The 22,308-nt window shown below is 41.0% G+C and carries 15 protein-coding genes; 8 read left to right on the top strand and 7 right to left on the bottom strand.

Going from position 1 to position 22,308, the window contains the following annotated elements; translation table 11 throughout:
• Positions 1-616: 616 nt before the first annotated feature.
• The 3 genes from H6G68_RS14315 to H6G68_RS14305 form a co-directional block, all read right to left on the bottom strand.
• On the bottom strand, positions 617-1,456 hold the full coding sequence (locus tag H6G68_RS14315) for a metal ABC transporter permease (RefSeq protein ID WP_190907242.1): 840 nt from the start codon (positions 1,454-1,456) through the stop codon (positions 617-619).
• Positions 1,456-2,232 carry a metal ABC transporter ATP-binding protein gene (locus H6G68_RS14310; protein ID WP_190907284.1) on the bottom strand — a complete coding sequence of 259 codons (777 nt, stop codon included), beginning with the start codon at positions 2,230-2,232 and terminating at the stop codon, positions 1,456-1,458. Before H6G68_RS14310 ends, H6G68_RS14315 begins: the two co-directional genes overlap by 1 nt.
• Before the next feature lie 85 nt (positions 2,233-2,317).
• A complete protein-coding gene (locus tag H6G68_RS14305; protein WP_190907241.1) occupies positions 2,318-3,298 on the bottom strand; it encodes a metal ABC transporter substrate-binding protein in 981 nt (326 codons plus the stop codon).
• A 1,566-nt stretch (positions 3,299-4,864) separates the two neighbouring features.
• Between H6G68_RS14305 and topA the strand changes: the two genes are divergently transcribed.
• The 6 genes from topA to H6G68_RS14275 all read left to right on the top strand — a co-directional run bounded on the left by topA (position 4,865) and on the right by H6G68_RS14275 (position 13,232).
• Positions 4,865-7,513, top strand: coding sequence for a type I DNA topoisomerase (gene topA / locus H6G68_RS14300; protein WP_190907240.1), 2,649 nt, complete (start codon positions 4,865-4,867; stop codon positions 7,511-7,513).
• A gap of 649 nt (positions 7,514-8,162) precedes the next feature.
• Positions 8,163-8,300 (top strand): hypothetical protein, encoded by a 138-nt coding sequence (locus H6G68_RS14295; protein ID WP_177176081.1) that lies wholly within the window; start codon positions 8,163-8,165, stop codon positions 8,298-8,300.
• A complete protein-coding gene (gene aroQ, locus H6G68_RS14290) occupies positions 8,278-8,778 on the top strand; it encodes a type II 3-dehydroquinate dehydratase (protein WP_190907239.1) in 501 nt (166 codons plus the stop codon). The genes H6G68_RS14295 and aroQ overlap by 23 nt, the downstream gene beginning before the upstream one ends.
• A gap of 80 nt (positions 8,779-8,858) precedes the next feature.
• Positions 8,859-9,767: an ADP-ribosylglycohydrolase family protein gene (locus H6G68_RS14285; RefSeq protein ID WP_190907238.1), complete on the top strand. Its 909-nt coding sequence runs from the start codon at positions 8,859-8,861 to the stop codon at positions 9,765-9,767.
• A gap of 192 nt (positions 9,768-9,959) precedes the next feature.
• Positions 9,960-12,551, top strand: a complete 2,592-nt coding sequence (locus tag H6G68_RS14280; protein ID WP_190907283.1) for an HD family phosphohydrolase — start codon at positions 9,960-9,962, stop codon at positions 12,549-12,551.
• Positions 12,552-12,668: 117 nt separating this feature from the next.
• Positions 12,669-13,232 carry a Uma2 family endonuclease gene (locus tag H6G68_RS14275; protein ID WP_190907237.1) on the top strand — a complete coding sequence of 188 codons (564 nt, stop codon included), beginning with the start codon at positions 12,669-12,671 and terminating at the stop codon, positions 13,230-13,232.
• A 20-nt stretch (positions 13,233-13,252) separates the two neighbouring features.
• Here the strand turns inward: H6G68_RS14275 and H6G68_RS14270 are convergent, their stop codons facing one another.
• From H6G68_RS14270 to H6G68_RS14260, 3 genes are all read right to left on the bottom strand, one after another.
• The gene (locus tag H6G68_RS14270) at positions 13,253-14,488 is read right to left on the bottom strand and encodes a DUF445 family protein (RefSeq protein ID WP_190907236.1); all 1,236 of its coding nucleotides are present in this window, start codon (positions 14,486-14,488) and stop codon (positions 13,253-13,255) included.
• 137 nt (positions 14,489-14,625) lie between these two features.
• Positions 14,626-15,315 carry a bifunctional demethylmenaquinone methyltransferase/2-methoxy-6-polyprenyl-1,4-benzoquinol methylase UbiE gene (ubiE, locus tag H6G68_RS14265; RefSeq protein ID WP_190907235.1) on the bottom strand — a complete coding sequence of 230 codons (690 nt, stop codon included), beginning with the start codon at positions 15,313-15,315 and terminating at the stop codon, positions 14,626-14,628.
• 242 nt (positions 15,316-15,557) lie between these two features.
• A complete protein-coding gene (locus tag H6G68_RS14260) occupies positions 15,558-16,511 on the bottom strand; it encodes a response regulator (protein WP_190907234.1) in 954 nt (317 codons plus the stop codon).
• A 177-nt stretch (positions 16,512-16,688) separates the two neighbouring features.
• Here H6G68_RS14260 and H6G68_RS14255 point away from each other — a divergent pair, with 177 nt between their 5' ends.
• The gene (locus tag H6G68_RS14255; RefSeq protein WP_190907233.1) at positions 16,689-17,774 is read left to right on the top strand and encodes a RuBisCO accumulation factor 1; all 1,086 of its coding nucleotides are present in this window, start codon (positions 16,689-16,691) and stop codon (positions 17,772-17,774) included.
• 100 nt (positions 17,775-17,874) lie between these two features.
• Here H6G68_RS14255 and H6G68_RS27215 read toward each other — a convergent pair whose 3' ends face one another.
• Positions 17,875-19,728, bottom strand: coding sequence for a glycosyltransferase family 39 protein (locus tag H6G68_RS27215; RefSeq protein WP_242045267.1), 1,854 nt, complete (start codon positions 19,726-19,728; stop codon positions 17,875-17,877).
• 117 nt (positions 19,729-19,845) lie between these two features.
• Between H6G68_RS27215 and H6G68_RS14240 the strand changes: the two genes are divergently transcribed.
• Positions 19,846-22,230 (top strand): ATP-dependent helicase, encoded by a 2,385-nt coding sequence (locus tag H6G68_RS14240; RefSeq protein WP_190907282.1) that lies wholly within the window; start codon positions 19,846-19,848, stop codon positions 22,228-22,230.
• Positions 22,231-22,308 lie beyond the last annotated feature (78 nt).

The following is a 22,308-nucleotide window of genomic DNA, read 5'->3' as shown; positions in this document are numbered from 1 at the left end:
CACGGTTGTGACTATTTTACAGCAAGTCAACACCAATTATTCTCTATCACTATTAGGAGTTAGACAAGTGCGATACTTGCATAAGTTTGATGAAAATATAAATCCGTGTTCTAGGGTTGACACCTGTAAGCAAATATGTCACATTTATTGCTAATACAAAGTCACAAATAACTCTATTTAGGTTTTCGTGACATAAATAAGGTGAAGTAATGGTTCTAGAACCAAAGCTAGTTAGTCCAAAGAGAAGTGTTACTAGTATCGCAGAAACTAGAGTCAAAAATACAAAAAAGACAACTAAGTAGTAAGACTGAATAAAAGAAAAGTTAGTAGTAAGGGCTTTAGCCCTATCAAATGAATTAACTACAGAAGCAACTAATTTTTTCGATTCTTTTAGAGTTTATCCGAGCCGCATTGTGAATTCTAACTAATTAATACCAATTTAACTACTTCAGGGGGTTTAAGTCCCCCTCTTCTATAAGCAGCAAGTATGTTAGGCAGACAAAGTTCATAGCGCCGGAAATAGGCGCTCCAAATAGGCACTAAATCTCCGTTATAAATTACAAATTACTTGTCCCTAGCGGGACTGTAGGCACTATTACGAATTACTAATTACCTTCTATTTCTTTGCTCTAACTAATAAACCATGCTTGGGTGCAAATATCATTGCTATGACAAATAATAAGGTTTGTAAGACCACAATACAACCGCCAGTTGCACCATCAATGTAATAGCTAATGTAAGTACCCATGACACTGGAAAATACTCCAGAAGCCATAGCAATTAGCATCATGTGGTCAAAGCTGTCAGTTAATAAATAAGCAGTTGCGCCGGGTGTTACTAGCATCGCCACAACCAGAATAATCCCCACAGTTTGTAGTCCGGCGACAGCAGTTAAAGACAGTAATGATAACAAAATATAGTAGAGCGCTCCTGTATTTAAGCCAATGGAACGGGCATGGGTGGGGTCAAAACAAAATAATAAAAGGTCTTTGCGTAGAATAGCAATTGTCACCAAAGTAATGACACTAATAATCACCGTCTGAATAATATCTGATTGAGAAATACCCAGTACATTACCAAACAGGATATGTGTCAAATCTATGCTACTTGGTGTTTTAGAAACTAGCACTAACCCCAAGGCAAAAAAACCCGTAAATACCAATCCAATTACCGTATCTTCTTTAATTCTTGTCTTGGCTTTGATAAAACCAATGGCAATAACTGAACCCACACCAAATACAAATGCACCAACAGCAAAGGGTATTTTCAATATATAAGCAATCACCACTCCAGGCATAACCGCGTGGGAAACCGCATCCCCCATTAATGCCCAACTTTTTAGGGTCATGTAACATGATAGTACTGAACAAACTACCCCAACTAAGGCACTGACAAGAATTGCCTTGACCATAAATTCGTTTTGCAAAGGTACAGTAAACCACTGTAGTAATTCCATTACATTTGCTCCTGATTTTCACGAGTTAAACGACTTTTACTCAGCGTCAAGTCACCCAGGGAACCACCAAAGGTGCGAGACAAATTTTCTTCTGTAAAAACGTCAGCAGTATTGCCATAGGCTAAGATAGTACGATTAATCAAGATGACTTGGTTACAGAATGTAGTGATTGATGCCAAGTCATGGGTAGAAACCAAAATTGTATGACCTTGTTCTCGTAATTCCAGTAATAGGTCAATCATGGCTTTTTCTGTTTTGATATCTACCCCTGTGAATGGTTCATCTAGCAGTAGGATGGTTCCCTGTTGTGCTAAAGCACGGGCAAAAAAGGCACGTTTCTTTTGTCCACCGGAGAGTTCTCCAATTTGGCGATCGCGCATTTCCCACATTTGCACTCTCTCCAAACTTTCCCTCACCACCCGTTTATCCAAAGCTTTGGGAATTCTCAATATATTCATATACCCATAACGCCCCATCATCACCACATCGTGAACACTCACCGGGAAATTCCAGTCCACCTCTTCTGACTGCGGTACATACGCCACTAGGTTATTTTTTTGTACCATTTTGATAGGTAAGCCATTAATTAACACTCTTCCTGTTGTCGGCTTGATAAACCCCATAATGGCTTTGAACAGCGTTGATTTCCCGCTACCATTCATCCCCACCAACCCACAAATTGAACTGGCTTTGAGTTGCACAGAAGCACCATGCAAAGCTACCTTGCCGTGGTAGGCGACTGTCACATTTTCAACATCAATACTGATTGAGTCCATAATCATTTATCACTGGTTATTTTTTGTTGTGTAGAGACCCGAAATTTATATTCTCTACTAAAAACCTTAACTCACTTCCCCACTGCTAATTCTCCTGTAAACCTTTAATTAGCGTGTTTACGTTATATTCAAGTAACTTGAGATAAGTCGATGCTGGCCCATCTGATAGAGAGAGAGAATCTACATAGAAGACTCCACCAAACTTTGAGCCTGTAGCATTAGCAACTTCTCTTTGGGCTTTATCATTTACCGTACTTTCACAGAAGATGGTAGGTATTTTATTTGCCTTAACAGTGTTAATCACCTTTTCCACCTGTTTGGGAGTGGCTTGTTGTTCTGAATTTACCGCCCAAAGATAAACTTCTTTCAAACCGTAGTCGCGGGCAATGTAAGGAAAAGCACCCTCACAACTGACTATGTAGCGTTGATCGGCAGGGATAACTGACAAGTCTTTTCGCAATTTTTGGTCAATTGCCTGAATTTTCTGACTGTATGCTTGAGCATTAGTATTGTAAGTGTCTGCGTTGGTTGGGTCTAAATCTACCAGTGCTTTGCGAATATTTTCTACATAAATCACAGCATTTTGTGGTGACATCCAAGCATGAGGATTTGGTTTGCCTTTGTAAGCATTCTCCGCAATTTTCACAGGTTCAATTCCATCACTCAGGGTAATGTGGGGAACCTTGGGAACACTGTTGTAAAATTTCTCTGCCCACCTTTCTAAACCCAGACCGTTATCCAAGATGAGGTCAACTTTTTTCGCCCTAACTAAATCGCTAGGTGTCGGTTCATAACCGTGAATTTCCGCTCCTGGTTTAACAATTGATTCCACAATCGCCTTGTCACCTGCTACGTTTTGTACCATGTCTGCAATAACGGTGAAAGTCGTAAGAATGACCTTTTTGTCTTTTTTCGCAGGATTCACAGCATTGCTAGCCGTTGGTGTAGCAGTTACCAACTGGTCATCAGCAGGGTTAGGACTGCACCCACTCAGCCAAAAACCTAGTAGTATCCCAGATGCAGCAACCGATAGCCCTGTTTGGAAACTGTTAAAAGTTATTTTCATTTATTTATTTTCATAATTTTATCATTTTTCAATGAATTTACCATAGGACGGGTAGCAACAGATGTCTTTTTGGTTAGCTCAATCCCAATGAAGTACCCAACGGGATTCTATATAGCAATTCCCACTTGAGGTACAGCAAGAAAGATTTAACCGCAGATAGACGCAAATGAATTTGTCCCTCAGCAGACTAGGAAAGGCTATATCTGCGGTAGTTGTTCTGGAAATTTTATTTTATGCAGTTTCATCTTCACCACCCAGTTCTGGACTACCAAATAGAATTGAAGCTGAAGCTGGCATTTTGAGAATTTCAATGCGCTCAAAATTAATTAGGACTTACGCATTGACAAAAAACATGATCTATGTGTTTTAGATCGTGCCATCACTATTAAGATTAGCAAAAATATGCGGTTCTTTCGGACATTTTATAGAGAAAACTAAAAGTAATAAAAATAATGCCTAAAATTTGTAAGAATTGAAGTCTAAAACAGTTTGTCTATATGAATTTACAGTTTTTCATTTGTGTTTAAATACCGAAATGATATGATTATATATATAGCCGTGGACAGGGTGGTTTTCCCACTTATTGGCCTGTACGGATGAAACTTTTCCTTGAGATTTTTCCCACTGCGATAGCTGCGCTTGCCAAAGACATCACAATTCTTCAAAATGCACTTCAACCCATCCTTGGGGTAATGTTGGAGGGTTAGGTAATCGCTTGGTTTTGTCTAAAGCAAACTTTTCAAACATCCTCTAAGGCGAAAAGCAGCTATGCTGGAGGCATAATATGGGAGGTTTTTAGGTTATTGGTACAAATCAAAATTCATAAATATACCTGTTAAGGTGTATATTGAATGAAGCTAAAATCCGCATATTTATAGCAATCCTGGGGGAAGTTTTAAACAGTTTAGAGGTTAGTTTAGATGGAGTAATTAACTGATAACTCTCATAGAAAAATCACCAAATAGTGCCGACTTACTTACATATCCACTAGAAAATATTTGTTCACCATTTCTAACGAGTCACTATAGTTAGGAATTAGCTTGATATCCAATGCAAAAATTTATACTTAACTAAATAAAAAATGCGTAGATTACTGTAAATATTACCCTTTTACCCAAATTTTACCCAAGAGATAAGGAAGCGCTCATAAGCGATGTCTACGACTAGTGAAGCGATCGCACTTTAGTTAAATTAAGCGAGGTATCCTTTACCGCTCAACTTGCTCCACAGGTAGTCAGGTAAATTAGAATTTATAATTGCTCAGAACCCCTAGTTATCAAAGACAGAAGGTATCGCAGTGTGACAGTTGCTGTATGTTTTTCAAACTTTAGTCGCCAATTATGCGTTAGATAAGTTAAAGATTGAAATATCTGACAATTCACACTCGACCATTTCCGCCCCAGTTTCCTGGGAAGGACTAAACCTGAAGTTGAGCAGATTTTTCCCCTAGCGGGCAGTTGTGAGGATTAGATCACCACCTAAGGGTGACGTTTCATCTTGACATTTCGCCAAAATTATCTCAACTTGACTGTTTAGCTTCACAGCTATTCTTTTTTTAAAATTTCCATGTCAACTCTCGTCATCGTCGAATCTCCGACCAAAGCTCGTACCATTCGCAACTACCTGCCAAAAGACTATCGGGTAGAAGCTTCAATGGGTCATGTGCGTGACCTCCCGCAGTCGGCTAGTGAAATTCCCGCCGCCGTCAAAGGGGAAAAATGGGCGCAGCTTGGGGTGAATATAGACGCGGACTTTGAACCAGTCTATGTCGTCCCCAAGGATAAAAAGAAAGTTGTCACCCAGCTTAAAGAAGCCCTCAAAGGTGTTGATGAATTAATTCTGGCAACTGACGAAGACCGGGAAGGTGAAAGCATCAGTTGGCATTTATACCAATTGCTGAAGCCAAAAGTGCCGACTAAGCGAATGGTGTTCCACGAAATTACCCAAGATGCCATCAAAAAGGCTTTGAAAAATTGCCGTACCATTGATGAGCAGTTGGTTCGCGCCCAAGAAACCCGGCGAATTTTAGATCGATTGGTAGGATATACCCTATCTCCCTTGCTATGGAAAAAAATCGCCTGGGGTTTATCCGCAGGAAGAGTACAGTCCGTAGCCGTGTGTCTATTGGTAACAAAGGAACGCCAACGCCGTGCTTTTCATGAGGGTACATATTGGGATTTAAAAGCCAGCTTGCTACAGGAAAAAACCCCCTTTAGCTCCCAATTGGTGACGCTAGGAGGTACAAAAGTTGCCACTGGTAGCGATTTTGATCCCACCACCGGAAACATCACCGCAGGGCGCAATGTAGTATTGCTGAGTGAGGAACAAGCAGAAGCTCTAAAGGAACGACTGACGGGTAAAACTTGGAATGTCAACGACATTGAAGAACGCCCAGTTACCCGCAAACCAGCGCCACCGTTTACCACTTCGACGCTGCAACAAGAATCTAACCGCAAATTGCGCCTTTCGGCACGAGACACCATGCGGGTTGCCCAAAATTTGTACGAGCAAGGGTATATTACCTATATGCGTACAGATTCGGTGCATTTGTCAGATCAAGCGATCGCCGCTGCCCGCAGTTGTGTAGAAGAAAAGTATGGCAAACAGTACCTCAGCCCCCAACCTCGGCAATACACCACCAAATCCAAAGGCGCACAAGAAGCACACGAAGCCATTCGCCCCGCAGGTAGCAGTTTCCGCACCCCCCAAGAAACCGGGTTAGGTGGCAGAGAATTTGCAGTATATGACTTAATTTGGAAGCGCACCGTCGCTTGTCAAATGGCCGATTCTCGCCAAACCCAAATTACTGTTCAGTTACAAGTTGAAGATGCTGGTTTTCGTTCCTCTGGGAAGCGCATTGACTTTCCTGGATACCTCCGCGCCTATGTCGAAGGTTCCGACGATCCTGAAGCCGCATTAGAAGACCAAGAAGTAATTTTACCGCCCTTAAAAGTTGGGGATCATCCAACTTGTACAGAACTAGAAGCGGTGGGACATGAAACCCAACCCCCAGCTAGGTACACCGAAGCCAGTCTAGTCAAAACCTTAGAAAGTGAAGGCATTGGTCGTCCTAGTACCTACGCCAGCATCATTGGCACTATCATCGACAAAGGTTATGCCCAGTTGGTCAGTAATGCCTTGATTCCCACCTTCACCGCTTTTGCTGTCACTGACTTACTAGAGAAACATTTCCCCGATATTGTTGATCCCAGCTTTACCTCCAAAATGGAGCAAACCCTAGATGACATCTCCACAGGAGAAGCTAAATGGCTACCCTACTTGCAGAAATTTTATCTGGGTGAGAAAGGGTTAGAAACTCTGGTGAGGGAACAAGAAAGTCAAATTGATGCAACTATTGCTAGAACCGTAATATTAGAAAATTTAGATGCTAAAGTCCGCATTGGTAAATATGGGCCTTACATCGAAGTAGAAAATGGTGATGGTGTTGTCACCGCATCTATTCCCAAAGACCTCACACCCGCAGACCTCGACCCCAAACAGGTAGAAGTCCTACTGCGGCAAAAAACTACCGGGCCTGACCAAGTAGGACGGCATCCCGAAACAGGTGAACCAATTTATGTGAAAATTGGCACTTATGGACCTTATGTACAGCTAGGGGACAAAACCGACGAAAACCCCAAACCAAAACAAGCTTCCTTACCCAAAGGTGTGACACATGAAAATGTCACCCTCGATATGGCTGTGGGTCTTTTGGCGCTACCCCGAACCTTGGGAGTCCACCCGCTCACTGGTGGGAAAATTCAAGCTAGTTTGGGACGATTTGGCCCTTACGTTGTTCATGACCAGGGGAAAGAGGGAAAAGATTACCGCTCCCTCAAAGCTGCTGACAATGTATTGACAATTTCCCTAGAACGTGCAATTGAGTTATTGTCTGAACCGAAAAAGGGACGCGCTTCTAGCACTAGCAAATCCAAAGCAGCTTTAAGAGAACTTGGTACACATCCAGAGGACGATGCACCCATAAATATCTACGATGGACCCTATGGCCCTTACATTAAGCACGGCAAAACTAATGTGAGTATTCCTGAAGGTCAGACAGTAGAAACAGTTACGCTGTCAACAGCCCTGGATTTGCTGCAAGCTAAAGCATCTACCAAATCTACCCGCAAGACCAGTAAATCAACGAATTCTAAGACTAAGTCAACTCCCAAGTCATCAACAACGGGTGCTAAAAAGAAAGACACCTCAAGTTAGGAAATCTTGACTGGGGACGCGGGGACTGGGGGAAGCTCTAACGCGGGGATTCATTTGTAGCTTTAATTTTAAGTGAATTAATATTATCCCCACGAAGTGAGAACCCCACCTTCCGCTTTTCCCGACTTTGGCAATTCGTCTATTGTTTTCTTGTTAACAGTTAAGAATTAAGAGTCTCCACCAATGAATTTAATTTTGTCCCACTACTTACCCCATTTCCTCTTACCCAATCACCAAAATGATGTGGTACTCTAAGAAGTAAGGTTTGGAAACAGTAACAATAAACTTACTCAAATCTCTCTCAATCTTTCCAGAACATCTATGGTAGACACCATACTTAACTAAGTGTTATGATTACAAGACCAAAAGCAAAGGTTAATTAACCCAGAGCTACTCCCCAATATGCTGCTGTGGAAAAGAAGCAGCCGAATACCTTGGGGAAAACAGGCAGCCAACTTTTTGGAGTCTCATGAGTAGATTAGAGTAAATTTTATATAGCGGAAAACACAAAACCAAACTTTAGAATTGGCTAATGCCCTAAATGCGCGAGTGTGTCAGCCACGTTAGAAACCACAGGTGGGACAAAACACCAGTTTCGGCGAAGAAAGTTAATTAAAATTGAGGTAGTATCTCAGGAGCGGTCAGTTCAATGGACTATATAGAAAAGGTACTGGAAAAGCTGAAGGAATTAGCGCGGAAGCTAATTGAAGCATTGGTAGGGCCAGAGGCACAAGCGGAACCGGAACTGATTCCGATTCCTGTGAATGAACGGTCACGCCGTCGCTAATAACCTCAAGGTTTTGGAGTTGACGTTGACACCTTTAAGTATTTTAGTACTGCACGGGCCAAACCTGAATTTACTAGGACAGCGAGAACCGGGAATTTACGGTTCTCTCACCCTAGAGAATATTAATCGCCTGTTAGAAGCAGAAGGACTCAAGTTACAGGCGAAAATTACTACTTTTCAGTCAAATCATGAAGGGGTTTTGCTAGATAAGATTCACGGGGCGTTAGGGCAATATCAGGGCATTGTGATTAATGCTGGAGCATATACTCATACAAGTGTAGCTTTGCGAGATGCGATCGCCGCTGTGAACTTACCTACAGTAGAAGTACACCTGAGTAATATTTACCGCCGAGAAGATTTTCGCCATCATTCTTATATCGCCCCAGTGGTGATTGGTCAAATTAGTGGTTTTGGTGTCCAAAGTTATTTGTTGGGTTTACAAGCACTGGTACATCATCTGAGTGAAGATGAAGTTTAACAGCGTGTTGTAGATTTTAGTTTTTGGACTAAATGCTGAAATATAAAATCCAAAATCTAAATTCCAAAATCCCAAATTGTATGCGTTATTCTCTCGTAAATCGGGTTAGAGGTATTTTCCTGGGAGCATTGCTAGGGGAAAATTTAGCTAGACAGAATCCTAGTGATTTAGGTAAAAGGGCAATTCTGGGGAGCGAAAGTTTAATTGCACTAGGTAGATTAGATAGAGATGATTGGTTAAAGCGTTACCAACAAGCCTCTGTAGAGTTAGAAACAACTGAGACTGGTTGGGGAGAAATAATTTTAGCTACCTTCCCAGTGGCAATTTTTTATCACGAAGATAATATTAAACTTAAACACAACTTGCAGCAAGTATTACAAATTTGGAAGACTGAGCCAATATTAGAAGATGCTGCTCTAGTTGTAGGATATGCGATCGCACAATCCCTCACAGAAAAACTTAACCCCCTGACTCTCATTCCCCAAACAATTTCTTTTCTAGACAAAACACCAACTTCACTACCACAAGATTTATTAAAAGTCAATAGCTTATTGCAACAAGGGGCAGGATTAGAACAAGCGCGAGCCGAATTGAGTAAGCAAGAACAACTGAGTAAGAATATTGCATTAGCCTTTTACTGCTTTTTGAGTACATTAGAAGACTTCCGGCTAACAGTTTTACGGGCTACTCACAAGGACAATGATCGAAAGCAAGATCCTTTGTCCTTAAGGTCACAAACGAGAGGGGCAATTACTGGGGCATTATCAGGTGCATATAACAGCACAGCCGGCATTCCTGTAAATTGGCAGGTTTCATCAGTCACAAAGCCAGCATGGGGAAAGAGTAGTTTTGCCCAGATATTAGAATTAGCCGATGCACTGGTAACAGTTTGGTCAGGGATTTATGACCTGGAGCCAGAGAAGAGTGTATTATCAGACTTAGGTATGTTGCCAACATTTGCAGCGCCTAGCGTCATTCGCCCGCGATAGAAAATCATTGTCTGGCAACAGCATTTGATATGCAACGGGAAATCAACTGGTACAATTCACACAAGCTAAAGCTTAAAAAGCAAAGGAGTGTGATGTGTAGTCAAAAGTTAGGCTATGGTAGTGGTCTGCATTGCCAGTAGTCATAACTGTCTTGTTTTGGGTTATCAAAGTAAGCAACTACACCCAGAGGTAATGAAAACGCAGCAATTATTGCAATCTTTGACCCAGCAATTGAGGCAATGGCGCAGACAGTACAAAGTGTTATGCCGTAAAGTCAAGTGGCTGGCCGTAGTCAGCAGTCCCAGGAGTCAAAGCCATAAAAAGGAAGTTTATAGGATTATTCTCAAAAATATACTCCTGTATTTATTACCAAATCATGATCAGAGCGGACATCTAAAAAGGAGACAAGCACCTAAATCAACGGGCAAATCTCTCAAAAATAATGTTTTCAGTTGGGTACATGAAAAGCGTTCTTCTGTAATTTTAGCCGTTGCCATCGTATCACTCACAGGTGTTATGGGGCATGAATTATACAACCAGCCCCAGATGAAAGTCGGGACTAGTGCGCCACAGACATTTATTGCTCCCCATCCTGCAAGTATCGAAGACAAAAAACAAACAGAAGCGGAGCGCAAAGCAGTTAAAAGAAATTCTGCCCCGGTGCTGATGGTCGATGCCCAAAAAAATGAACAAATCTATCAACATTTACAGCAAGTTCTCAATCATGGGAATGAAATTCGTGCTGTTGCTGGGTCTTTTCCCTTTTTCGATATTTCAGTTTTGCCTATACCTACCCAGCGTTACCTCCGCTCTTGTCTGGAATCAGAATGGCAACAGCTATTAGTAAATTTAGAAAATACACAAAAACCATATTTTCAATTGTCCATACCCCAGCCGAGTCCAGCAGCTAAACCAACACCTTCTACATCATCTACTCCCACACTCCAGCAGGAAAGTAATATTGATTTTAATCAAGCGCTGGCGGAACTAGTAGCTTACCGTCTCACAACATCAGACAAAGACCCGTCTTCACTGATTGCCAAAATATCCCAAAGCAGAAAAAGATATATCCAAGCTACTGCCAAACTTGTGCCAATGGAGGATGAAGCTTCAGAAAGAGTCTATGGGGATACATTTCTATTGGAATTGTCAGACGAAGACTGGGCAAAAACCCAAAGGGGAATCTATCAAAGTGCAGAGCGAATGCTCACCCAAGGGCTACCCTACGGACTACCACGTCGTATTTTAGAGGATGCAATCAGCCTACAAACGCAAATTTCTGTACCTAGGGAAGCGGAATCTTTAGCTACTAAAGTTTTGGTAACTGTACTCAAGCCAAATCTGAAGCAAGATGAAGAACAAACAAAACAACAGACTCAACAAGCAGTTGAGAAAGTTTCATCTGTGATGGTAGACGTGCGGCGGGGGGAGGTGATTGTCAAAAAAGGAGAACGGATTACAGAATGGAAATTTGATGTCCTGGAGCATTATCACCTGATTCGCCGACAGGTGAATTGGCTGGGTTTGATAGGATTAGCCGGCTTGGTTAGCACCGCTATTGGCAGTTTTATTTGGGTAGAACGACGGATTGGCAGCCACTTGCGAGAACGCGATCGCTTGTTGATATTCCTGCTGGCTGTCAGTGTCCCTAGTGTGATAGCAATGGGTGTGCCATATACTACTTGGAGCGCCATTGGTTTATTGTTGGGTAGTTTCTACGGATCGACTTTGGCTGTTACCGTTGTGGGGCTGCTATCGCTAATATTACCAGTGAGCATAGAAATCAGTAAAATGGGGCTGTTAGCGGGTACTGCCGGGGGAATTTTGAGCAGTTGTGTGGCACAAAGATTGCGATCGCGCGAGGAACTGGCATTATTAGGTATTTTTATTGCTTTAACCCAAGGGGGTATTTATTTATTTCTAAATATACTTGTTGGTGCAGTATTCCGTTCTGGCTGGTATCTGGTCCTCCAAGAGGCAGCTTTTTTCGCTTTATCTGGCTTGCTGTGGAGTATTATCGCCTTGGGGTTAAGTCCTTATTTGGAAAAACTGTTTGATCTAATTACCCCTATCCGCTTGGCAGAATTGGCTAACCCTAACCGCCCTTTATTAAAGCGACTTGCGACAGAAGCACCGGGAACTTTTCAACATACCTTGTTAGTTGCGACTTTGGCTGAAGCTGCGGCGAAAAAACTCCGCTGCAATGTTGAGTTAGTCAGGGCTGGCACGCTTTACCATGATATCGGGAAAATGCACGACCCTCTGGGATTTATTGAAAATCAAATGGGTGGTACAAATAAACACGATACAGAAATTAAAGATCCTTGGAAAAGTGCAGCCATAATTAAAAAGCACGTTACCGAAGGCTTGGTGATGGCAAAAAAACATAGTTTACCCACAGCGATTCAGGCTTTTATTCCCGAACATCAGGGAACAATGGCGATCGCTTATTTTTATCACCAAGCCCAGCAAATGGCGAAGGAAGACCCTACTATAACGGTAGACAAAGCTGATTTTTGTTATGATGGACCGATTCCCCAATCACGGGAAACAGGAATTGTTATGTTAGCAGATTCTTGTGAAGCGGCGTTGCGAAGTCTCAAAGATGCCACCCCAGAACAAGCATTAAATATGCTCAATAATATTTTGCGAGCTAAATGGCAAGATCAGCAATTAATAGATTCGGGATTGACAAGGGAAGAAATGTCAAAAATTGCCCAAATCTTTGTGGATGTTTGGCAGCAATTTCATCATAAACGTATTGCTTATCCTAAGTTAAAATAATTCGTAATTCGTAATAGTGCCTACGGCAGGCTACCGCCAACGTAATTCGTAATTCAGTAGGGAATTGATATAAAATATTCTCAAGCTAGAATTGACTAACAATACAAGAGGTCAATTATGACCACTACCACTGCTCCACAAATCACCCTAGAAGAGTTTCTCAAGCTTCCTGAGAGTAAGCCAGCTAGTGAATATATTCAAGGTGAGATTATCCAAAAACCTATGCCAAAGGGAAGACATAGCCGCTTACAGACTAAACTCAGTACGACTATTAACCAAATAACTGAAGAAAAAAAGATTGCTTACGCTTTTTCAGAACTGCGCTGTACTTTTGGTAGTAGGTCAATCGTACCTGATATAGCCGTCTTTAAGTGGCAAAATATTTCTTTTACAGCAACAGGGGAAGTTGTTGACAACTTTAATGTTCATCAAGAATGGACAATAGAAATTCTTTCACCTGAACAAAAACCCAATAAGGTAATTGGTAATATTCTCCATTGTCTAAATTATGGTTGTCAATTAGGTTGGTTTATTGATCCAGATGACACCACTATATTAATATTTTTACCAGAAAAACAACCAGAATTGTTACAAGGGAATGATATTTTACCAGTACTGCCAGGAGTTGAATTACAAATTACAGTAGGGCAGATTTTTAACTGGTTAAAAATGTCTGGTTAGTTACCGGAGCAAAGAGCGAATTAATATCGACTGACAATTAAAAATCCGACTTGAAATAACCCAACAACAAAACCCAAAACTCCACCTAAAGTCACAATTGCTTGCAACTCATTTTTAACAATTCCCTCAATTGCGGCTTCTAAATCAGCAGGTGAAGTTGACTTTACTCGATCCACAATCACTTGATCTATAGATAAAATGGGAATTATTTGGGCGACAATTGCTTCTAAATCTCTTTCTAAATACCTTTCCAAAATCAAAGCCAATTCTTGAGCAACAACTTCCAAGGAAGTACTGACAACCGGGGAATTACTCAACCGCTTTAGCAACACGACAGCAATATTTTCCCAATCGGCTGATTCCGTTAATTCTTGTAATAAACTGCTACCACTATTTTGCAAGTAATGACGAACACTATCCCTGATAGTTTTTCTTAATTGACGGACTGTACCAATTGGCAAATTTTGGAAAGATAAATCTTGTAATAGTTTTCTGAACCGATCGCGTATTTGCAAGTCTTGAGTTAATTCTTGCAAGCGTTTATTACTAGCTTCTTTTTCATCTAAGCAAAATGTTCGTAACCTGGTGAGAGTATTACGTAAACCAAATAGATTAGCGACTACCCAGTAAGTACCGCTGGTTTTTTCCCGAAAGCTGTCATCAATAGTTTGAATTGTCCGATCTGTTAAAAAATCAACTATTGCTTGTCGCAACACATCCGGTGGTAAAATCACTTCTAACAGCCAATCGGCTAACCTTGTGGATTGTTCTTCACTCAGTTGAAATTCCAGCAATACCTGATCAAAAATTTGGTTGATCTGCGTTTCTAAAAAATTTTCTTGTCGCGCTAAAGTTTTGAGGAGGCGCGGTAATGACTCCCCTAATAAATCTCGTAAAATTCCGGCTACAATTTTGGCACTTTTTTGGTTTTTATCACCTTGGATTTGTTCAGTAGCCAGCCGCAATAACCAAAGAATTGCGCTTTGTACTCGTTCAGTTTGTAGCAGCCGTTTAGCCAGTTTTTGTAATTCATCTGGCGTTAACAGCGATCCCATAATGGTATCAGAAATGTTTTTTGCCAAACGCTCCTGATTGCTAGGAATCAATCCAGGAGTAAACGGTACTCTTCGCCCCAGAAAATAAATCGCTTGGTAGGGGCGAAATAACATTTTGATGGCTATATCGTTAGTGAAGTAGCCGATAACTCCACCCAAAATTGGGGGTGATACATAAAGCCAAAGATGAGACCAATCCACAGGATTTTGGATTAGGGAACAGGGAAATATAGATTAGGGATTGGGGAGATGGAAAGATGGGGAGACGCTCTGACGCGGAGAATATTTCTAGTGAATATCTCTTTTTCTGCCTTTTACCTTCTGCCTTCCGTTACCAATCATCTAATTACTACTAATACTCCCATCATACCGTTAGATATGGGGTAGTGTGTGGCATTGGTAAAACCGACTTGATGGGCTAACTCTACTTGCTCGCTACCAATGGGGAAGCGATCTAAGCTAGGACTGATATAAGCATATTCTTCCTTGACCCCTAAATTAGTGGCCATAGGAACGACGAGATTGTCTAAATACCATTGCTGAAAGGTGCGAAATGGTATGTCACTCGGTCGATGAAAGTCTAAAATTGCGGCTTTGCTACCAGGTTTGAGGACGCGATATATTTCTTGGAGACTACGGGGAATATCTTTGACATTTCTTAAACCATAGCCCATTGTGACTGCATCAAATTGATTGTCGTCAAAGGGTAAATTGAGGACATCGGCTTCTAACCAAGCGATCGCTCTTTGGGAGTAACTTTTTTGGCAGCGTTCTTTGGCAGTTTCTAGCAGTTTGGGGGAGAAGTCTACGCCATAAACCTTTCCTGTCGCTCCTACTCTCCGTGCTAACCTAAAGGTTAAATCACCACTACCACAACACAAATCCAAGCAAGTATCACCGGGTTTAGCTGCGCTCCATTTAACTGTCATTTCTTTCCAGATCCGGTGTTGTCCCAGACTTAACCAATCATTGAGTTGGTCGTACACTGGAGCAATCCGGTCAAAAATGTCACGAATTTCATTACTCATCTCATGTTCGCTTAATTACTTTATGACTTACGCAAAAGTAAGGAAAAAACGAACCGCAAAGACGCGAAGAGCGCGTTCGCGTAGCGTGCCGAAGGCATAGGAAAGAGGGTTTAGAGAAATTTTGCGTAAGTCCTGTACTTATCAAAAAAAACTCTTCACATCAGAGCCTAAGAGCGTTCGCATCTTTCCGGGTCAGCCCTAATTATAAGTTTTTAACTGAACACGATATCATTAGTCGTTAATCAATTCTGGGTTGATAGACAACTACTAGCAAGAGCGATCGCGACTAGTTCCACTGATAAATGAATCAGCTTGAGTTCATCCGCTCTTAAAGAGCAAGGTTCTTGCCACTGTAGTGATAATACCCCCAACATTTGATGCCGATAAATAATCGGGATGATTAAATGTGCTTGAACTCCAGCATCTTGGTAGTAACTAAGACTATTGAGACGAGGATCTTTAGATATATTTAAGGATGATTGTATTTGACGAGTAGCGATCGCCTCCCTTGTCAATGGATCTTGGGAGAGCCAATTTTCCACAATCCCAGTTTCACTGTAAATACCTTGCTCTGCTGCCAGAACATTTTCTTGAATGAGTTGTATAATACAACCATCAGCTGTAAATGCATCACTAAAAGCCTTGGCAATTGGTGCAAGAGTTTCCTCCAAGCCAGAGGCCGCTTGTGTTACCTCCACCAAAACAGTCAAAAGATCCATTTGGGAATTGGCACGGCGTAGTTCTTCTGTTCTCTGTTTAAGCAAATCGTAGGTTGCTGCTGCTCTTTGTACAACCTCCTTTAATTCTCCAGAGTCCCAAGGTTTGGTAATGTATTTAAAGACTTGTCCGCTATTAATCGCCTCTACCAAATCTTCAATGTCAGTAAATCCTGTGAGAATTATTCTGACGGTATCAGGAAATTGTGGCAAAGTCCTACTCAGAAATTCAGTTCCTTTCATTTCTGGCATTCGCTGATCAGATATAATAACAGCGACTTCCCCCTCTTCTTCCAACAATTGCAAAGCGCTCATGCCACTGTCAGCTTTGAGGACATTAAAATCTCGGCGAAAAGTGCGATAAAGCAGATCCAGATTATCTGGTTCATCATCAACCACCAAAATTTTTAGCTTTTTTGGACGTTCACGGGTACTCAATTGAGGGGGAGCTTGATCAACTTCGAGATCTAGATTATTCATAAATTAATTTAATATCTTCACGTTTTTGTTATATTCCATACTAAGCTGAGTTGAGAAGACTCTATTAGTTATGAGTATTGAGAAATCAGTATTTTCCTGCGGACTAATTAGAATACATAGAACAGCAGCAAAGATGCTGGCAAGCTTAATATTTATTCATAGGAAAATCTCCAGATTATGACTGAACTATCACCCAACGCCCCAAATCCTGAGAATGCTGTCAACGATACAGCACAAGAATTACTAGTTAAGCTGAGACAAAAGCAAGGTAACTGGGTGGAATGGGGAGTAGCCATTGCCTACCTACAAAAATCCGGTTACAATCCCCAAGACATCTTTGAAGCCACTGGATTTGAGCCAATCCAACAAAATCAGTTAATTGTTGGTTCTCAAGTATATAGTTCTTTAGAAAAGTTTGGCGCATCAGAGGCAACAAGAGCATATTACGGTATGAGGGCTAGTGATATTTTGTATGAACTACGCCTACTTGCACAAGAAGACAGGGCTGCTGCTGCTGATTTGATTTTTCTCCATAAACTCGATGTAGACGAGGTGAGAGATATTGCCAAAGCGCTTAAAGATTTTTCCCGTTTTTCTGCCCCACCAGTTGGTTTTACAGCCCATCCAGGGGATGCGGTAGCTTATCAAGTGTGGAAATTGGCAAGGCAAAACTCAGACTTACAACAGCGATCGCGTTTAATTGCTAAAGGGTTACGTTTTGCTCACTCACCAACTGCCAGGAAGCAAATAGAACAATTACTAATTGATTTTACCAACATTGCCAGCAAACCGGCACCCACTTTACCTTTTTTCCGACTAGAGTCGGACGAAGATTTACCCCAGCTTGTACCTGTTGTGGGTGAGTTGCCATTAACACCCAATGATGTGAAAGCTGTACCCATCATCACAGAAGTTGGTCCATTTAGAATTGTCAAATTTACCGGAGAACAAGCTTGGGTATCCTTACCAGGTTGGCACGTGCTACGCTCTGCTGAAGATCCAGTAGGAATTATTGCCAGTAGTGATATCTTCCCCAACCCCACCCACATTAAAATAGAACCAGTGCTAGTTGTCATAGATCGCGCTCAAAGAGAATGGGATGCGTCTAGCTACTTTGCAGTTGATGATGATGGGAAAATTGATTTTCAGTGGTTTGAAACTGCACCAGAAAATCAGCTATTAGGAAAAATAATTGTAATTTTACGTCCTAAGAAAGTTCTCGATGAAGACTTTACCAAGGATGCTTGGCAGATTGACGAATAAGGTTGGGTAATTGGTATAGCAGGTGACAGGTGACAGGTGACAGGTGACAGGTGACAGGTGACAGGTGACAGGTGACAGTCTGAGTTTTCCTATTGCCAAATTACGAATTACTACAACGATAAAGCTGATAGGGAAATCTACCGATACGATAGTGCTGGGTAAGTTCTATATTGCAAGTAATTTGCCCAGCAAGTGTCAATTGTGATGGGTAATCTTGTTTGATCATCCCTGAGCCTACAAACCATAAATTTAATTCAGATACCTCAGCTATAGAAAGTTGAGCCAGCTTGTTACTAAAGTCAGAAAAATCAGGATATTTATGTACAAAAGCCAAATTATCCAGATGTAAGTTACTTTTCACTTCATGACTTCTCTGTTGTTCCAATGCCAAAGCAAAACTTAATCCTGCGGCGACATCTTGATAACTTTCATATCCTACAACTAACATCAATGGTATAGCAGGATCTAGATTCATATTTTGGGCAACTTGTTCAGGTTGAAAAGGTTTTTGGAATGCTAAATTAGAAACAACAAAAATACAGCTGACGATACCAACCAGTAAAAAGATAAATTTTTGAATTTTCATCGAAGATGATACGGGGACGCAAAGATGCAAAGACGCATTAAATACCCCGCGTCCTCGTGTCCATAACGAAAGATTCAGAGGCTTGAAATTGAGCGAGGTTACAATCGGAGTCAAATTTCTGTCTCCGTGTCCCCGCGTCTCCGTGTCCCCGCGTCTCTTCGTAAAATTCCCCAAGCTGGCTGCTAGTAAAGCGCAAAAACTAGGATAATAGACAAAGCTATAACGGGGAACAACAGTAATATCTTTACCTAATAAATAAGCAATCAAGAAAAATTGTAATAATACAAAAAAAGTAAAACTTAAAAGTGTGAAGGTAGATAAATGAGTTGTACTATTAGACCAGAGTAATTTTAAATTAGAAAAGATTTGTAAACCTACCCAAATTGTAAACATCACCATTAAGAAACCACAAATAACGGTAATTGCTAGAGGCTGACTTTCCACTGGAAGAATAATTATCATTAATACCCAATGCATGAGAGTTTGATAGATAGGTTCAATGTGATGAGGAGATGGTAGCCAATTAGTTTCAGATTGGCGAAAATGCCTATATATCACCAGTAACCAGGGAATAAAGCTAATCAAAACGCTGCTGCTAGAAATAATTAAATATAACCAGAGTTGGGGTAATTTCAGGATAGTTGCTTTACCTCGATAAATCAGTGCGAATAGTGTAGCAATTTCGGAGATAAAAGCTAGAGCAAAAAAGTAGTGAACATAAAGAGCAATACTATTAACAATTGCCCATAATAACCAAACCCAAAATCTCAGATGCTGCTTTTCAAAGAGATCGCGTTGAATTTGGATGAGCAAGAATAATGATAAAATAATAAGAAGCATAGGTAGAGTGTAGTGCCTTGCTTCTTGAGAGAGGTAAACAGCAAAGGGAGATAAAGCCATAAGCAATGCTGCCATAACTCCAGATGTGGGGGAAAAAGCAATACAATTAACACCATAAATGGCGATGATTGCAGCTACACCAAATAAAGCGGGGAGCGATCGCAATTTTGCCACCCATTCTATACCCAAAGGACTCATCCACTCTAACCAACGGTACATTATGCAAAAAAACAGCGGTGGATGGGTAGAATAATTAGCTAGATTTTCTGCAATTTGAGCGCAACTAACACCGGGCTGAAAAGTAAAAATTTCCTGAACCTGGTTGAGAGGAAAGACTACATCCAAAGGCAAATCACGGTAATTTTTACCTAAACTGAAAATGGCAGTAATGATTTCATCCATCCACAGAGGTTTTGAGTCTAAATGCCAAAATCGCAAAACAGTGCCAATGGCGATGGCTACGCTCACAGCAGGTAGCGCTCTAGCTAAACTTAGATAATGTTGTAGAAAAGGTCTGCGATTTATCATTACTCACTTGAAGAGTTGTAACTAAAAATGCACATAAATAATAAATCAATATTGTTCATATCTGCGCGGTAATAATCAAAATCACAATCTAAATCTAAATTTTATATGTCGAATTATATGTCGAAAGATAATTTTACCGTTACAGTTTCTCAAGAACCCCAAATTGAAGGGATATTTCCGCCATCAACTGTTGCTAAATTGCAAGATAATATTGTCGCAATTCGCACCAGTCTGCGAACTGGACAAAAGCAGATGGCTGACTGGGAATCTGGTTCATTAGCTGTATCAGCTGTTCCTGGTGCTGGTAAATCTACAGGGATGGCAGCGGCGGCGGCAATAGCTATTGCGCGTCAGTATCAGTATTCTCGTTCCACAAACAGTAATTATCGACGACAGTTGGTAGTTGTTACCTTTACCCGTTCCGCTGCTGCTAATCTTAAGTTAAAAATCCGTAAATATTTACGAGATGATTTATCTTTACCGCAAACAGGCTTTGCTGTTCATACGTTACATGGTTTAGCTTTAGATATTGCTATTCGTTATCCAGACTTATCTGGTTTGCAGTTAGAAAATGTCACCTTAATTACACCTAACCAAACTCACCGCTTCATTCGTACCGCTGTAGAACAATGGATTGCAAACCATCCCGAAAGTTATGGGCGTTTACTCAGAGGTAAGCAATTTGATGGAGAAGAAACAGAAAAATTACGTCGTCAGTCAGTACTGCGAACAGAAGTATTGCCAGATTTAGCTTATACAGTTATTCATGAAGCTAAAAGTTCAGGAATATTACCAGAAAAGCTGCACAAGTGGAGTCAAAAAATCACAGATACATATGGAATTTTGCAAGTAGCAGCAGGTTTGTATAAAGAATATGAAAAATTGATGGGTAGAGGAAAATCGTCGGAGATATCGCAAGACTTCATTGACTACGACGATATGATTTTAGCCGCCCTGCGAGTTCTCGAAAATGATAGCGCCCGACGCATTGAACAGAATAAAGTTTTCGCTGTATTTGAAGACGAAGCCCAAGACTCTAGCCCATTGCAAACTCAGTTGTTAGAAATATTAGCGAGTGAAGCAGATAGGGATAATTTAAATAAATCAGTATTGAACTTAATCAGAGTTGGTGATCCTAATCAGGCAATTAACTCAACTTTTACACCTGCTGATCCCATTTATTTTCGGGAATTTTGCGAAGATTGTCAAAAGAAAGAACGACTAGCAACAATGGATCAAGCCGGTCGAAGTACGCAAATTATTATTGATGCAGCTAACTTTGCGTTGGAATGGGTAAATCATCAAGGGTTAGCAACAACTAAAAATGGACAAACACCATTTCTCAACCAGAAAATTCAACCAGTTAATCAAACAAATGGAAATCCTGAACCAGTAGGAAGAGGATTAGAACTGTATACACCTCGTGATATTTATCAAACAGTTGAATTACTTTCCCAAAGAGTAATTGAGTTATTTACAGAAAAATCTGATTCCTGTGCTGCGGTGTTAGTGCGAGAAAATCGCCAAGGAAGATGGTTAGCGGCGGCTTTAGAACCGATATGCAAAGAGCATAAAATCCAACTTTACGACGTGGGAGAAAGGGAACGGCGTTCTCATGTACCCCAAGAAATTTTATCATTATTGCAATTTTGCGATCGCCCTCACTCCCCCGGAAAACTAAAAGCCGCCCTGGATGTACTCGTTCAACGTCAATTAATTCCTACCCAAGATATCAATACTCTCGCTAGTCTCCCAGAAGAATTCTTGTATCCTAGCCCCTTAGCCGCACCCCAAACCGATATAGTCCAAAAAGCGGCTCATCTTTGTCGTAGTTTACTCCGCGCCCGTTTAGAACTTCCGTTGTATCAGATAATTTCCTTTTTAGCCTTAACCCTAAATTATGACCAAGCTGAATTAGCAACCGCTGACAAACTTGCAGAACGAGTAAACCAGCAACTGTTTGGTAACACCTCAATGGGAGCGATGTTATCAGCTTTAAGTGAAATCGTCAGTTCCGAAAGATTTGAACCAGTAGACACAGAAAATGTGGAAGAACAATATACCAAAAAAGGTCAACTGACGATTATCACCATGCATAAAGCCAAAGGGCTAGACTGGGATTATGTGTTTTTGCCTTTTCTGCACGAAAATCTCATTCCTGGTAAATTTTGGGTTCCTCCCCAAAGCCAATTCTTAGGTGATTTTACTTTATCAGAAGTCGCACGCGCCCAAATTCGCGCCGCACTCCATGAAAAAGCAGAAGCTATACCCGATGTTAGCCAAGCTTGGGAACAAGCCAAGCACTTAAAAACCGCAGAAGAATATCGTTTACTCTATGTTGCCATGACCAGAGCCAAACAGTTGTTATGGATGTCTGCGGCTCAACAAGCACCATTTACTTGGAGTAAACCGCATAATTTACAAGCTTCACCTTCTTGTCCTGTATTTGCAGCATTAAAACGCCAGTTTCCCAAAAATGTAGTTAGTTGGAAAAATCCCTAATTATCAATAATGATAGAAACTTTGGATTGTAGATTGGGAATATTAAAACTTAGGGTGTTGGATCTACTGGAAAAAATA

It is taken from the genome of Anabaena catenula FACHB-362, assembly GCF_014698735.1.
Taxonomy (GTDB): Bacteria; Cyanobacteriota; Cyanobacteriia; order Cyanobacteriales; family Nostocaceae; genus Anabaena; species Anabaena variabilis_A.
Note: the sequence above shows the minus strand (reverse complement) of the source record. Positions and strands in the feature narration are given on the sequence as shown.